This is a genomic window from Clostridium sp. CTA-1 (genome assembly GCF_054768215.1).
Map to the genome: position 1 here is coordinate 277,573 of NZ_BAAAAP010000001.1, position 14,680 is coordinate 292,252.

General features: G+C 28.9%; 13 protein-coding genes. 11 read left to right on the plus strand and 2 right to left on the minus strand.

Features of this window, described 5'->3' with window-relative positions; translation table 11 throughout:
- Positions 1–241: 241 nt before the first annotated feature.
- The 8 genes from ACYUEW_RS01360 to ACYUEW_RS01395 all read left to right on the plus strand — a co-directional run bounded on the left by ACYUEW_RS01360 (position 242) and on the right by ACYUEW_RS01395 (position 8,762).
- Positions 242–1,114 (plus strand): phosphate ABC transporter substrate-binding protein, encoded by an 873-nt coding sequence (locus ACYUEW_RS01360; RefSeq protein ID WP_003484674.1) that lies wholly within the window; start codon positions 242–244, stop codon positions 1,112–1,114.
- A gap of 194 nt (positions 1,115–1,308) precedes the next feature.
- Positions 1,309–2,232, plus strand: coding sequence for a phosphate ABC transporter permease subunit PstC (gene pstC / locus ACYUEW_RS01365; RefSeq protein ID WP_460276075.1), 924 nt, complete (start codon positions 1,309–1,311; stop codon positions 2,230–2,232).
- Positions 2,232–3,116 (plus strand): phosphate ABC transporter permease PstA, encoded by an 885-nt coding sequence (pstA, locus tag ACYUEW_RS01370; protein ID WP_003484677.1) that lies wholly within the window; start codon positions 2,232–2,234, stop codon positions 3,114–3,116. The genes pstC and pstA overlap by 1 nt, the downstream gene beginning before the upstream one ends.
- A 12-nt stretch (positions 3,117–3,128) precedes the next feature.
- On the plus strand, positions 3,129–3,878 hold the full coding sequence (gene pstB, locus ACYUEW_RS01375; protein ID WP_003484679.1) for a phosphate ABC transporter ATP-binding protein PstB: 750 nt from the start codon (positions 3,129–3,131) through the stop codon (positions 3,876–3,878).
- A gap of 29 nt (positions 3,879–3,907) precedes the next feature.
- A complete protein-coding gene (phoU, locus tag ACYUEW_RS01380; protein WP_265203947.1) occupies positions 3,908–4,561 on the plus strand; it encodes a phosphate signaling complex protein PhoU in 654 nt (217 codons plus the stop codon).
- Between the two features lie 379 nt (positions 4,562–4,940).
- A complete protein-coding gene (locus tag ACYUEW_RS01385) occupies positions 4,941–6,275 on the plus strand; it encodes a radical SAM protein (RefSeq protein WP_042384648.1) in 1,335 nt (444 codons plus the stop codon).
- 2 nt (positions 6,276–6,277) lie between these two features.
- Positions 6,278–7,597, plus strand: coding sequence for a ribosome biogenesis GTPase Der (gene der / locus ACYUEW_RS01390; RefSeq protein ID WP_085333577.1), 1,320 nt, complete (start codon positions 6,278–6,280; stop codon positions 7,595–7,597).
- Positions 7,598–7,763: 166 nt separating this feature from the next.
- Positions 7,764–8,762: an NAD(P)H-dependent glycerol-3-phosphate dehydrogenase gene (locus ACYUEW_RS01395; protein WP_265203948.1), complete on the plus strand. Its 999-nt coding sequence runs from the start codon at positions 7,764–7,766 to the stop codon at positions 8,760–8,762.
- A gap of 80 nt (positions 8,763–8,842) precedes the next feature.
- On the opposite strand, the gene ACYUEW_RS01400 is transcribed toward ACYUEW_RS01395, so the two are convergent.
- The gene (locus tag ACYUEW_RS01400; protein ID WP_460276076.1) at positions 8,843–9,622 is read right to left on the minus strand and encodes a hypothetical protein; all 780 of its coding nucleotides are present in this window, start codon (positions 9,620–9,622) and stop codon (positions 8,843–8,845) included.
- Positions 9,623–9,949: 327 nt separating this feature from the next.
- On the opposite strand from ACYUEW_RS01400, the gene spoIVA reads away from it, so the two are divergent.
- The gene (spoIVA, locus tag ACYUEW_RS01405; protein WP_003494400.1) at positions 9,950–11,431 is read left to right on the plus strand and encodes a stage IV sporulation protein A; all 1,482 of its coding nucleotides are present in this window, start codon (positions 9,950–9,952) and stop codon (positions 11,429–11,431) included.
- Positions 11,432–11,870: 439 nt separating this feature from the next.
- Here the strand turns inward: spoIVA and ACYUEW_RS01410 are convergent, their stop codons facing one another.
- Positions 11,871–12,071, minus strand: coding sequence for a helix-turn-helix domain-containing protein (locus ACYUEW_RS01410; RefSeq protein ID WP_460276088.1), 201 nt, complete (start codon positions 12,069–12,071; stop codon positions 11,871–11,873).
- Between the two features lie 531 nt (positions 12,072–12,602).
- Between ACYUEW_RS01410 and ACYUEW_RS01415 the strand changes: the two genes are divergently transcribed.
- Together ACYUEW_RS01415 and ACYUEW_RS01420 are read left to right on the plus strand one after the other, a co-directional pair.
- A complete protein-coding gene (locus ACYUEW_RS01415) occupies positions 12,603–13,604 on the plus strand; it encodes an asparaginase (RefSeq protein WP_030035735.1) in 1,002 nt (333 codons plus the stop codon).
- A gap of 193 nt (positions 13,605–13,797) precedes the next feature.
- Positions 13,798–14,676, plus strand: coding sequence for a YicC/YloC family endoribonuclease (locus ACYUEW_RS01420; protein ID WP_460276077.1), 879 nt, complete (start codon positions 13,798–13,800; stop codon positions 14,674–14,676).
- Positions 14,677–14,680 lie beyond the last annotated feature (4 nt).

Sequence of the window (14,680 nt, forward strand, 5' to 3'; positions counted from 1 at the left end):
ATAAAAATATAGAGTGAAGAAGTTTTTGATATTTATAACAAAAACTTCTTCATTTTTCTATATATAGAATTTTAGGCCTATTTAGAAATAAATAATTGCATAAGTCAAGAAAAAAAGCAAAAACTAATGTTAAATTTAATTAACTTTACTATAATAATTGCTTAACTTAGATGATTTAAAATATAAAACATAATGATTAAGAAAACATAAAATAAAAAATCTTGAACGGAGGTTTTTATTAATGAAAAGAAAAGGACTTAAATTAATAATATCAGCTTTAACAATTACTATGACCTTAGGGATATTGGCGGGTTGTGGTAATAAACAAGAAAATAAGGAAGAAAGCAAAAAAGAAGCTATAAGTGGTAGTATAACAGCATTAGGTTCCTCAGCATTGCAGCCTTTAGTTGAACAAGGAGCCAAACAATTTATGCAAAAAAATCCAGATGCTACTATAAATGTTCAAGGTGGAGGAAGTGGAGCTGGAATAAATCAAGTAGTTTCAGGCTCTGTTGAAATAGGAAATTCTGATGTAACAGCAGAATCCAAATTAAAAGATAAAAATGAAGTTTCATCTTTAGTAGATCACAAAGTTTGTGCCATAGGATTTGGTATGATAGTCAATAAAGAAGTAAAGGTAGATTCTTTAACAAAAGAACAAATACAAAAAATATTCACAGGAGAGATTACTAACTGGAAAGAGGTTGGTGGTCAAGATGAAAAAATAAATGTTATAAATAGATCTAAATCCTCAGGTACAAGATCTACTTTTAAGGATACTATAATGGATGGAAAGGATGAAAAAGAAGGCTTAGGTACAACTCAAGATTCTAGTGGAAGTGTTGTAAAAGCCATAGGACAAACAAAGGGAAGTATAAGTTATGTAGCTTTTTCACATCTTAATGATGAAGTAAAAGCTATAAAAATAAATAATGTAGAGCCAACAAAGCAAAACATAATAGCTAAAAAATATCCTTTTTGGTCTTATGAACATATGTATACAAAGGGAAAACCAGAAGGATTAACAAAAGCTTTTATAGACTATATGATTAGTGATGAAGCTAAGCCATTAATAGAAAGATTAAAATATATACCAGCTAGTGATATTAAGTAATTATTAAAATTTAGTAAAGCTTAACTTTTAGTATTTTAATTTTTATAAAAATTTATGTAAACTTAAATGTTATTTGATGTAGAGTAAAATATAAAACTTTAAAAGTGAAGAAGGTAACTATTTAGATGGGGTTTAACAATAGGTAATAGGTTATAACCCCATTTAAAATAATAATTATTAGAGGAAGATGAGTTATGCATATAAGCAATAGGAAGATTTACAATAAAGAAATAACTAAAAGAAAGTTATTGAAAAATTTAAGAAATGAATACATAGGAAGAGGATTATCAACCATATGTGGAGTGTTAATAGTTTTTTTGACTTTATCTATAATATTTTTTGTAGCCTTAAAAGGCGTAGCGGTGTTTTCAAAGGGAGTTTCATTAAAAGAGTTTTTATTTTCTACTAATTGGAGCCCAGATAAGGATGTCCCTAAATTTGGTGCATTAAATTTTATAGCAGGATCTACTTTTGTATCTATTGGTGCAGTGATATTAAGCGCACCTATAAGTATAGCTTTAGCTATATTTATAAATTATATATCTCCTAAATTAGGAGAAAAAGTTTTAAAACCTGCCTTAGAATTATTTGTAGGTATTCCTTCAGTAGTATATGGATGGTTAGGTATAAGTATATTATTGCCAATTATAAAAAGGATCTACGAAGGAACGGGTTTTAGTATTTTAGCAGGAATAATAGTTTTAAGTATAATGATATTACCAACTATAGCTAGTATTTCTGTAGATGCAATAAAAGTAGTACCTAAATATTATTTACAAGCTTCCTATGGATTAGGAGCAACTAGATGGCAAACTATAAGTAAGGTTATAGTACCTTCAGCTAAAAATGGAATATTAACAGGCATTATATTAGGGCTTGCAAGAGCCTTTGGAGAAGCATTGGCTGTTCAAATGGTAATAGGAAACTCTATTCAGTTCCCTAATAAATTATTAAATCCAGCTTCTACATTAACAAGTGTTATTACTATGGATATGGCAAATACCATAGGAGGAACAGTATGGAACGATGCACTTTGGGCTTTAGCACTATTGCTTTTAGTAATATCCTTCCTATTCATAATATCCATTAGAATGATAGCTAGAAGGAGGGAAGATTAATGAATTCTAAATTAATAGATAAAATTTGGACGGCTATATTATATTTTATTTCCGCATTGGTAGTTTTATTGTTATTAGTACTTTTAGGATATATATTAATAAAAGGCGTAGGTACACTAAATTTAGAATTTTTGTTTTCAGATCCTAAAATAGGAGAAGCAGGAGGAGGAATAGGGCCTCAATTATTTAACTCCTTTTATATGCTTTTAGTATCGTTAATAATTACAGTACCTATAGGAATAGGAGCTGGAATATATCTTGCGGAGTATGCTAAAGAAGGGTTCTTTTTAAATGTGGTTAGAGTTTCTATAGAAACTATGGCTTCCCTTCCTTCTATAGTAGTTGGATTGTTTGGCTTTTTAGTTTTTGTAAAAATCACTAATTGGGGTTTTACTCTTTTGTCAGGAGCGTTAGCTATATCAATATTAAATTTACCAGCTTTAACTAGGGTAAGTGAAAATGCTATAAAGGAGGCTTCTAAAGGAATAAAGGAAGCAAGTTTAGGCCTTGGAGCCACAAGATTTCAAACAATAAAAACAGTAGTGCTTCCTTCAGCTATTCCTCAAATTTTAACAGGAATAATATTAGCAGCAGGAAGAATATTTGGAGAAGCAGCAGCACTTTTATATACAGCAGGAATGAGTGCCCCTAGTTTAAATTTTACAGCCAACATAACTTCAAAGGCTTTTCCACTTAATCTAATGAGACCAGCAGAAACATTAGCAGTTTATATATGGAAAGTAAATTCAGAGGCTATGATACCTGATGCTGCTAGAGTAGCTAATGGAGCTTCAGCGGTTTTAATTATAATGGTTTTATTATTTAATATATTAGCTAGAATAATAGGCAAAAAAATACACAAAATGTATACAGGGGATAATTAAGGAGGGAAAGGCATGGCAATTATTAAAACAGAGGAGCTAAATTTATATTATGGTAATGTAAAAGCTTTAAAAAATATAAATATAGATATAGAAAAAAATAAAGTTACTGCTTTAATAGGGCCTTCAGGATGTGGGAAATCCACATTTTTAAGAACTCTAAATAGAATGAATGATTTAATAGATTCTGTAAAAATAGAAGGTAGCGTATATTATGAGGGAAAAGATATATATAAAGACTATGATGTGATAGATCTTAGAAAGAAAATAGGAATGGTATTTCAAAATCCTAATCCCTTTCCTATGTCTATATATGATAATATAGCTTATGGCCCTAGAATTCATGGAATAAAAACTAAAGAGAAGTTAGATCAAATAGTAGAAAAAAGTTTAAAAGGAGCAGCCCTTTGGGAAGAGGTAAAGGATAGGCTTAAAAAAAATGCATTGGGGCTATCAGGAGGACAGCAGCAAAGACTTTGTATAGCTAGAACACTAGCTGTAGAACCAGAAATATTGTTAATGGATGAACCAACTTCAGCACTAGATCCTATATCTACTCTTAAAATAGAAGAACTTATGGATGAGCTTAAAAATAAATATACAGTAATAATAGTAACACATAATATGCAACAAGCAGGAAGAATATCTGATAACACAGCATTTTTCTTAAATGGAGAGATAATAGAAGTAGGAAAAACTGAAGAATTATTTTATAAACCGAAAGATAAAAGGACAGAGGATTATATAACAGGTAGATTTGGTTAGAGTTAGTTAAATGAAAGGGGAAGAATAGATTGAGAAAGGTATTTGATAAAGAACTTCTAAAGCTTCATAATAGTATATTAAGAATGGGCAGTATTGTAGAAAAGCAAATAAATACATGTATTCAGGCATTAGTAAAAAAAGATGAAAAATTAGCAGACGAAGTGATAAAAAATGATGATTTAGTAGATGATTTAGAAAAAGAAATAGAAGATGAATGTATAGTTCTTATAGCAAAAGAACAGCCTTTAGCTACAGATTTAAGAAAAATATTTACTACTCTAAAAATTGTTACGGATTTAGAAAGAATGGCAGATCATGCAGTGGATATAGCTAAAATAGCAAAAAAAATAAAAGATGAAGAATACGTTAGGCCTTTAATAAAAATACCTAAAATGGCAGAGCTAGTTCAAAATATGATAAAGGAATCTTTGGATTCTTATGTAAATGAAAATAAAGAAGGAGCTTACAAAGCTTGTACTTTAGATGATGAAATAGATTATATCTATAAAACTGCCTTTAAAGAGTCCATAGATACAATGTTAGAAAGAAAAGAAAGTATAAATCAACTCACACAATTTCTATTTGTGTGCAAATACCTAGAAAGAATAGCGGATCATGCCACTAATATATGTGAATGGACTATTTATTTAATAACAGGAGAACATATAGATATGAATGAATAAAACTTTAAAAAAATAATATATAATAAAATTATTATATTAAAAAGTTAAGAAAATTTATTTAAATATATTTTGTAGCGCTTCTAAGATAAAATGGAAAGTATGTATTTTAAAATGTTGAGCTTCCATAAATCTTATGAAGTGTTTTGTTTTTTTTATACTATATATTTGTTTATAATGTTCAAAATAGTAAATAATATTATAAATAGTAGGGTATATTTAATTATTTCAAGAATATGGAGTAATTATTAGGTTCAGCTGGAGTTTGATTAAAATTATTACTTTTCTATTTTTAAAATTGAATTTTAAGTTGTAAATTGACTAAATTACTATATTAATGTAATATAATTTAATGATAAATATAAAATTTGGAGTTGAAAAAATGAAAAAGGAAATACTAAAAGTAGAAAGAGGTAGTATAGCAGAGGAACTTGAAATAGAAAAGGGAGATTTTTTACTGTCTATAAATAATAAAGAAGTTAAAGACATTATTGACTATAAATTTTTAGTTTGTGATGAATACTTAGAAGTTGAGATAGAAAAAAGTAATGGGGAACTTTGGGAGCTTGAAATAGAAAAGGATTATGATGAGGATTTAGGAATAGAATTTAAGGCAGCCATACTAGATGTACCTCAAAGATGCCATAATAATTGTTTGTTTTGTTTTATAGATCAACTACCAAAGGGTATGAGAAAAACTCTTTATTTTAAAGATGACGATTCAAGATTATCTTTTCTTCAAGGAAATTTCCTTACTCTTACAAATATGAAGGATGAAGACATAGAAAGAATAATAAATTATAAAATAAGTCCTATAAATATATCTGTACATACCACAAATCCAGAACTTAGGGTTGAACTTTTAAATAATAGATTTGCAGGAAACATATATGAAAGAATGAAGAAATTAGCTGAGGGTGGTATAAAAATGAATTGTCAGGTGGTTTTATGCCCCGGACTTAATAATGCAGAAGAACTAAAAAGAACCATAGAAGATTTATATGCTCTTTATCCTCAGGTAGAGAATTTAGCAGTAGTTCCTATAGGAGTTACAAAATTTAGAGAAGGTTTATATCGGTTTGAACTTTTTAACAAGGAAACTGCTAATAAAGAATTAGATATGGTAGAAGAATATCAAAATAAATTTATAAAGGAAATAGGAAAGCCATTTGTAAGACTATCTGATGAATTTTATGTTATAGCAGAAAGGGAAATTCCTAAAGAAGAATTTTACGATGGATTTCATCAATTAGAAGATGGCGTAGGTGTTATAAGGATATTTAGGAATAATATAAAAAATAATGTAAAAAAACTTTCAACCAAAGTTAAGGGGAGTTTTTCACTTATAACAGGACAATCTGCTTATAAAGAAATACTAGAGGCTAGTAGAATAATAAACAATTATAATAATGACATAAATATAGAAGTTATAAAAATAGATAATAATTTTTTTGGAAAGACCATTACTGTAGCTGGACTTATAACAGCCAATGATATAATAGAACAAACACAGGAGAAAAATTTAGGAAAGTATGTTATAATTCCAGATGTAATGCTTAGAAAAGGATATGAATTAGCAGATATATCCGAACAAGTTTTCTTAGATGATGTAACACTAAAAGAATTAAGCAAAAGTTTAAAAAGAGAAATTTTAGTATGCGATTATACAGGAGAAGACTTAATAGATATAATAAACAAACATAGCAGGGAGGAATAAAAATGGGAAAACCTATAGTTGCAATAGTAGGAAGACCTAATGTAGGTAAATCTACACTATTCAATAAATTAGCAGGAAAAAGAATAGCTATAGTACAAGATACACCAGGAGTAACAAGGGATAGGATTTATGCAGAGGCTGAATGGCTAAATTACAAATTTACAATGATAGATACAGGTGGTATAGAACCAGAAAGCGAAGATATAATAATATCTCAAATGAGAAGACAGGCGCAAATAGCTATAGAAATGGCTAATGTAATAATATTTTTAGTAGATGGAAAAGAAGGATTAGCACCAGCAGACGAAGAAGTAGCACAAATGCTTAGAAAAAGTAAAAAACCTGTAGTACTAGTAGTAAATAAAATTGACAAACTAAAGGATGAAGATAATGCTTATGAGTTTTATAATTTAGGTATAGGAGATCCTGTAACTATATCCTCATCACAGGCATTAGGTTTAGGTGATATGTTAGATAGAGTTGTAGAACATTTTAAAGATGATAAATCAGATGGAGAAGAGGATGAGAGAATAAATATAGCTTTTGTAGGTAAACCAAACGTAGGAAAATCCTCTCTTATAAATAAATTGCTAGGGGAAGAAAGACTTATAGTAAGTAATATTCCAGGAACTACAAGAGATTCTATAGACAGCTATGTAAATACAGATTTTGGTGAGTTTACTTTAATAGATACAGCAGGATTAAGACGTAAGAGTAAAGTGAAAGAAGAAATAGAAAGATACTCTGTAATAAGAACTTATGCATCTATAGAAAGAGCAGATGTATGTATCCTCATGATAGATGCCACAGAGGGAATATCTGAACAGGATCAAAAAATAATAGGATATGCTCATGATTTAAATAAGGCTATTTTAGTTATAGTTAATAAATGGGACTTAGTAGAAAAGGATGATAAGACTATGGATAAATTTAAAAAAGAGTTAAAAGTTAATTTATCCTTCATGGCTTATGCAAAATATTTATTTATATCTGCTAAAACAGGTCAAAGAGTTGTAAAAGTTCTACAAACTGCTAAAGAATGTTATGATAATTATACTAAGAGAGTAAAAACAGGGGTCTTAAATGATGTAATAAGTCAAGCTATTATGATGAAAGAACCTCCTATAGTAGGGACAAAAAGATTAAAAATTTACTATGTAACTCAAATAGGAACAAAACCACCAACTTTTATTTTCTTTGTAAATGATCCAGCTTGTATACATTTCTCTTATCAAAGATATTTAGAAAATCAATTAAGAGAAAATTTTGATTTCCAGGGTACAGGAATAAAATTAGAATTTAGAGAAAGAAAAGAAAAATAAATTTAAAGATATCCTATAGATAACTGCCACTAGAACAAAGAGTTTTAAGTGGCAGTGAATATATAGGAATTTTTAATATAAACCTATTTATTTAAATTAATTTTAAATATCAATTGAAAATAAAAATTAGGTTAATAATTAACTGATGGGGAAAGGATGGAATAAGATGGATTCAACAGTTTGTTTTTTAGGGGCAGGTAGTTTTGGAACAGCTTTAGCTGTGATGTTAGGTAAAAAAGGATTGGAAGTTAACATATGGCATAGAAAAAATAACATAGTAGGGGATATAAATATCAAAAAAGAAAATATAAAATATTTACCTAAAGTAGTAATACCTGCAGGGATAAAAGCTTATAATGAAATAGAAAAAAGTATAGAGCAATGTGAATTTATAGTATTAGCAGTACCTTCTCATGTGATAAGACAGGTATGCAAAAAAATACAACCTTTCATAAAAGAAAATCAAATAATAATAAGTATAGCTAAAGGTATAGAAGAGGGTACAGGGAAAAGATTATCTGAGGTTATAGAAGAAGAATTGCCTAATAATCCTATAGTAGTGTTGTCAGGGCCTAGTCATGCAGAGGAAGTGGCTCAAGATATACCTACTACGGTAGTCGTGTCTTCAAAGCATATGGATATAGCTAAAAAAGTTCAAGATCTTTTCATGACTAATAAATTTAGAGTGTATACCAATGATGATTTAATAGGGGTCGAAATAGGAGGAGCCGTTAAAAATATTATAGCTTTAGCCGCAGGTGTATCTGATGGCATAGGTTATGGTGATAACACAAAGGCGGCTTTAATGACAAGAGGTATGAGTGAAATAATAAGAATAGGTACAAAGCTTGGAGGCAAACAGGAAACATTTTCAGGTCTCACTGGTATGGGAGATTTAATAGTTACTTGCACAAGTATGCATAGTAGAAATAGAAGAGCTGGTATATTAATTGGTAAAGGTTATAGCACAGAAGAAGCAATAGAAAAGGTAGGTATGGTAGTAGAAGGGATAAAAGCTTGTAGAGCCTTTTATACATTAAAAGAAAAGCTAGATGTAGAAATGCCTATAACAGATACATTATATAAAGTTTTATTTGAAAATAAAGAACCTAATTATGGAGTTTATGAACTTATGACTAGAGATAAAAAAATGGAAATGATTTAAATTAAAAATACATTAATTATAGATAAAGCACTAATCTAAAAAGTTAGAAGATGTTTTCTAACCTTTAGATCAGTGCTTTATTATATTATTTTAACAATAGAAACTGTTACTGGATTAGTAGTTCTTGTAGTTCCAGGTATAGTAGTGGATGGGACAACAGTTAAAGTCTGAGTGGAAACATTTCTAATTTGGAAGGTAGCTGGAGCGGTGTCTACCTCAACATCTACTATTCCTACCATTTGATTGTTACCATTTGCTGTATGAGCAGAACCTGGTACAGGAACATTATTCATGAAAATTTCACCTATTCCATTAGAGGTTGAGGTTAATACAGTATAAAATATTCTATAAATTCCTGTTTCATTTATAGTTATATTAGTGCTTGGAGGAGTAAAACTATATAAGGAGGCAGGAGTTATTGGACCAACTTTATTATATGATATAGCTTCATTAGTGGCAATGCTCAAAGAAGTTGTAAGGTCTCTATAAACATATATAGTTTCAAGTTGGTTAGGTCCAGTAGTGCCGGTAACACCTTGAGGCCCAGTAGAACCAATGACGCCAATAGCACCAGTAGGTCCGGTAGTGCCTCGAAGTCCAGTAGTGCCAGTGACACCTTGAGGTCCAGTAGAACCAGTGACGCCAATAGCACCAGTAGCAACAGTAGGTCCGGTAGTGCCTCGAAGTCCAGCAGGCCCAGTAACACCTTGAGGTCCAGTAGATCCAGTACTGCCAATACCACCAGTACTGCCAATTATGATACTAGTAGGTCCAGTAGGTCCGGTAGGTCCCCGAAGTCCAGTAGATCCAGTACACTTACAACAACTTGGTACCCATATTATTTTACATTTATTACCCAAATAAATCACCTTCTGTTTAAATAATTATATGTTAGTTAATATAACATATACTATATAATATGATGATTTATTTTTTGTGTATAAAAATTAATTTAGCATATTATTGTAAAATTTAGATAATTAATATAATGATATAATTAGTTAATTTAAACATAAAATGTATAAATAAGAAACCGCATTTTCATCACCTAATTTAATTTATAATATGAAAGGATAATGATATAAATTAATATATAAAAAATTTTATAATGCTTTATTTTTAGGAATAAATGTTAGTAATCAGTAGTATATATATAATGTTAATATTATAATATTGGGGGGTATAATTTGGATAATTTTAATATATACAAAGATATCGCAGAAAGAACCCAAGGAGATATTTATGTAGGAGTAGTTGGACCTGTTAGAACAGGGAAATCTACTTTTATAAAAAAATTCATGGAAAAAATGGTTATACCAAAGATAGAAAATGCTTATAAAAAACAAAGGGCTAAAGATGAACTTCCTCAAAGTTCTTCAGGTAAAGCTATCCATACTACAGAACCAAAATTTGTACCTAATGAAGCTGTAGAAGTAAGTTTAGAAAATGATACTAAATTTAAAGTTAGAATGGTGGACTGTGTAGGTTATATTGTGAATGGAGCTCTAGGCTATATGGAGGAAGAGGATAAGCCTAAAATGGTTACAACACCATGGTATGATTATGAAATACCTTTTGAAGAGGCAGCAGAAATTGGAACTAAGAAGGTTATAAACGAACATTCTACCATAGGACTTTTAATTACCACAGATGGATCTATAACAGATATAGATAGAGAAAGCTATGTAGAAGTAGAAGAAAGAGTTGTAGAAGAGTTAAAATCTATAAACAAGCCTTTTATAATAGTTTTAAACTCATCACATCCATATGAACCGGAAACTATAGAACTAAGAAAGAGTCTTGAAGAAAAGTATGATGTACCAGTACAAACTATGGATATTTTAAATATGAAAGAAGAAGATATGACTAATGTTTTCCAAAGAGTACTTAAAGAGTTCCCTATAAAAGAAGTGAATATAGATATGCCAGCTTGGATAGAAGAACTAAAGCCAGAACACTGGTTAAAAGCTGACTTTATAAATGTAGTAAAAAATATGGCAAAGGAAATATATAAAGTACGTGACATAAAAAAATCTATGGAAAATCTATATGAATTTGAATTTTTAGATAATTCTACATTAAATGAGATGAATATGGGAGAGGGGACAGCTCGAATAGCTTTAAAGCCAAAAGAAGATCTGTTCTATAAAATAATAGGGGAAGTTTGTAATAGGGAAATAGAAAACGAAAATGATTTATTAAAAATAGTTGAAACTATGAATAAAGCAAAAATAGAATATGATAGAATAGCAGAGGCTTTGGAGGATGTAAAAGATACGGGGTATGGTTTGGTGGCACCACAACTTACAGAAATGAAATTAGAAGAGCCTGAAATAGTAAAACAAGGCAATAGATACGGAGTTAAATTAAAGGCTAGTGCACCTTCATTACATTTTATAAGGGCCGATATTGAAACAGAAGTATCCCCAATAATGGGAACAGAAAAGGAAAGCGAAGAAATGCTAAAATCTTTGTTAGAAGAATTTGAAACAGATCCATCAAAGATATGGCAAAGTAATATGTTTGGTAAATCCTTAGAAGTATTGGTTAAAGAGGGACTACAAAATAAATTATACAGAATGCCAGAGGATGTACAGGTTAAGATACAAAAAACTCTTCAAAAGATAATAAACGAAGGTAATGGAGGGCTTATCTGTATCATATTATAAGGAAATTGTGACTTAAAAGGAAGTTATGCTACCTTTGGTTTAAAAAAGGGATATGTGGTTATAAAGGCAATTCACTTCAATAAGAGATTATAATGTGTGTAAATTCGCCTAAAATTCTTGAGTTTATTTTTACTTAATACTGTTTAACAAATTATTTTATAATATTATAAAATAATTTGTTAAACTTTAAATATCTAATTTTTAATTTAAAACTTACAATCTACAGGTAGTATTATATATTATAAATAAATTTTATATCTTCTTTTAAGCAATATATTATTGTGATAATACATATTGTTTTGTGGATTCTTAGTATAATAGTAAAAAACTTATAAATGGTAGTCATATAAGTTTTTAATGTATGTTTTAAAATTTAATATATCAACTAAATCAAATAAAAAATAATAATCTTAGTTTTCTTAAATTATTTTATATTAGTCTAATCTTTTATATATTCTATTATATCTGTAATATCACAATTTAAGGTTCTGCACATTATATCTAAATGTTCCTTACTTATATGTTTAAAGGTATCATTGCAATAAGCACCAGTAGTTGATCTTCTTGTACCTGTTATTCTAGAGAATTCTGTTTTAGTCATTCTATGTTCAGATAATTTTATATGAAGCTTAATTTTAATTGTGAAATAATTTGTTAAACATTGATATTAAATAATAAATTAAATAAAATAATTTGATAATAAATATGAGCTAAAAAAGTGATCAAAAAAATGATTAATGATTTGATAGAATCATTAAAACAAGAAATACTTTTAGAGAAAATAGATATCTAGAAAAATAATAAGAATACTTTATTTGTGAACTAATATTTAAGCGTAAAGTAAACAGGACGTTTACTTAGCTCTGTTGCCACAGGACGTGGCATGAGAGCGTTAGCTTAAATATTAGGACACAAATATTAGTATTCTTTATTTTTATAGCTATCTATCGAGCAAAAGTATTTCTTATTTTAAGTCTCAAACTTTAAAAGCTGTTAAGTGGCAATTTCCTTATGTGGTTTAATATTCGGTTAGTGACAGATGGGATACAAAAATGTATAATTAATTTTGGAACATTTTATATTAAAAATAAAAAATTTCAATATATTTTATTATAGAATTAAATAATAAAAATTTAATACTATTGTATAGATAGGGGGAAGTTATGAAGATATGAAAAAAGTAGCAGTTGTTTTTAACGGAGGTACTATTTCCATGAAGGTAGACCCTAGAATAAAGGCTGCAGTACCAAGTTTATCTGGGGAAGAAATTATGGCTATGGTAACAGGCATAGAGGAATATGCTGAAATAGAGAACTATGAATTTTCTAATTATCCAAGTCCTTATATAACTCCTGAGCAAATGATGGATTTATCAAAGTATATAAAAAACATATTAGAAAGAGAAGATATTTGTGGAGTTGTAGTTACTCATGGTACGGATTCTTTAGAAGAAACAGCCTATCTTTTAGATTTAACTATAAAAACTCATAAGCCTGTAATCGTTACAGGAGCTATGAGAAGCAGTTCTGAATTGGGTTATGATGGACCTGCTAATTTGGCAGCTTCAATTTGTACAGCTATATCTAAAGAGGCCATAGGTAAAGGTGTTTTAGTTTGTTTAAATGATGAATTAAATTGTGCTAGTGAGGTTACAAAATCTAATTCTACTGCGTTAAATACTTTTAAGAGTCCTATATTTGGACCTATAGGCATAGTAGATAATAACCAAGTAATATTTTATAGAGAAAGATTAAAAAAACAACATATAGAGACAAGTAAAATAGAAAGCAGTGTAGCTCTTATAAAGTGTGTATCAGGTATAGATTCAAGTTTTATAGATTTTTGTTTAGATAGAGATTATAAAGGTTTGGTAATAGAGGCTATGGGTAGAGGTAATGTACCTCCCAATATGGTACCTGGTATAAAAAGAGCAATAGATAAAAATATACCAGTAGTGTTAGTCTCCAGATGCTATGAAGGTAGAGTACTGGATACTTATGGTTATGAAGGTGGAGGAAAACAATTAAGAAAAATAGGAGTAATATTTGGAGATAGTCTTCCAGGACAAAAGGCAAGGATAAAATTGGCTCTAGCCTTAACAAAATCAAATTATGATGTAGAAAAAATAAGACAAATATTTGAAGATGGCCTTTATAAATATACCACTAAATAAATTAACATACTAAAAATATAATTATTTTAATAATTATAAAAATATAGTGTTATAATAATGTAAAAAGCATAAATTGTGTTATAATTTTATTTGAAAAACAGAGTATTTTAAAGTAAAATAGAGATTATGTTGTAAATATCCTTTAGTTTATGTATAATTATCATATCTGGCTGTTTGTGGAAGGATGAAGAATATGGTTAAAAGTATGACGGGTTTTGGTAGAGGTTTTTTAGAACAGGATAAAAAAAGTTTTACTGTAGAAATGAAAAGTGTAAACCATAGATACTGTGATATAAACATAAGAATGCCTAAAGCATTTATGGCTTTAGAAGAAAAAATGAGAGCTACAATACGAGAAAAAGTACATAGAGGTAAAATTGATGTTTATATCACAGTAAATACATATGATAAAGATGATGTAGAACTTATATACAATGAAACCTTATCAGACAATTATTATGAATGCTTAAAAAAGATAAGTAAAAGATATGATGTTAAAAACGACATATCAGTATCTTTAATAGGAAGATTTCCAGAAGTAATAACTGTAAAACAAAAAGAAGAAGATTTAGAAGAAGTCTGGAAAAATTTAAATACTCCGCTGAAAAAAGCGGTGGATGCTTTGGTATCCATGAGAGAGAGGGAGGGTAGTAAATTATATAAAGACATAAATATAAAATGTGATGAAATAAAAAAAATGGTTGATAGAATAGAGGAAAAGGCACCAAAAGTAGTGAATGAATATAATAAAAAAATTCATGAAAGAGTAAGTGAGCTTTTATCCCAATCAGAAATTGATGAAAATAGAATAGCTATGGAAGTGGCATTATTTGTTGATAAATCTTCTGTAGATGAAGAAATAGTTAGATTAAACAGTCACATAAACCAAGTATCAGAAACCCTTAATTTAAAAGAACCTGTAGGAAGAAAATTAGATTTTATAGTCCAAGAGATGAATAGAGAAGCAAATACTATAGCTTCTAAATCTACAGACCTTGAAATAGTTAATTTAGTATTAAATATAAAAAATTATATAGAAAAAATTAGAGAACAAATTCAAAATATAGAATAATTAG

Coding starts and splice junctions, on each gene's coding strand:
- ACYUEW_RS01420 (WP_460276077.1), top strand. CDS start 13,798: ATGGTTAAAAGTATGACGGGTTTTGGTAGAGGTTTTTTAGAACAGGAT.
- pstB (WP_003484679.1), top strand. CDS start 3,129: ATGGCAATTATTAAAACAGAGGAGCTAAATTTATATTATGGTAATGTA.
- ACYUEW_RS01395 (WP_265203948.1), top strand. CDS start 7,764: ATGGATTCAACAGTTTGTTTTTTAGGGGCAGGTAGTTTTGGAACAGCT.
- pstA (WP_003484677.1), top strand. CDS start 2,232: ATGAATTCTAAATTAATAGATAAAATTTGGACGGCTATATTATATTTT.
- der (WP_085333577.1), top strand. CDS start 6,278: ATGGGAAAACCTATAGTTGCAATAGTAGGAAGACCTAATGTAGGTAAA.
- pstC (WP_460276075.1), top strand. CDS start 1,309: ATGCATATAAGCAATAGGAAGATTTACAATAAAGAAATAACTAAAAGA.
- ACYUEW_RS01385 (WP_042384648.1), top strand. CDS start 4,941: ATGAAAAAGGAAATACTAAAAGTAGAAAGAGGTAGTATAGCAGAGGAA.
- ACYUEW_RS01415 (WP_030035735.1), top strand. CDS start 12,603: ATGAAAAAAGTAGCAGTTGTTTTTAACGGAGGTACTATTTCCATGAAG.
- ACYUEW_RS01360 (WP_003484674.1), top strand. CDS start 242: ATGAAAAGAAAAGGACTTAAATTAATAATATCAGCTTTAACAATTACT.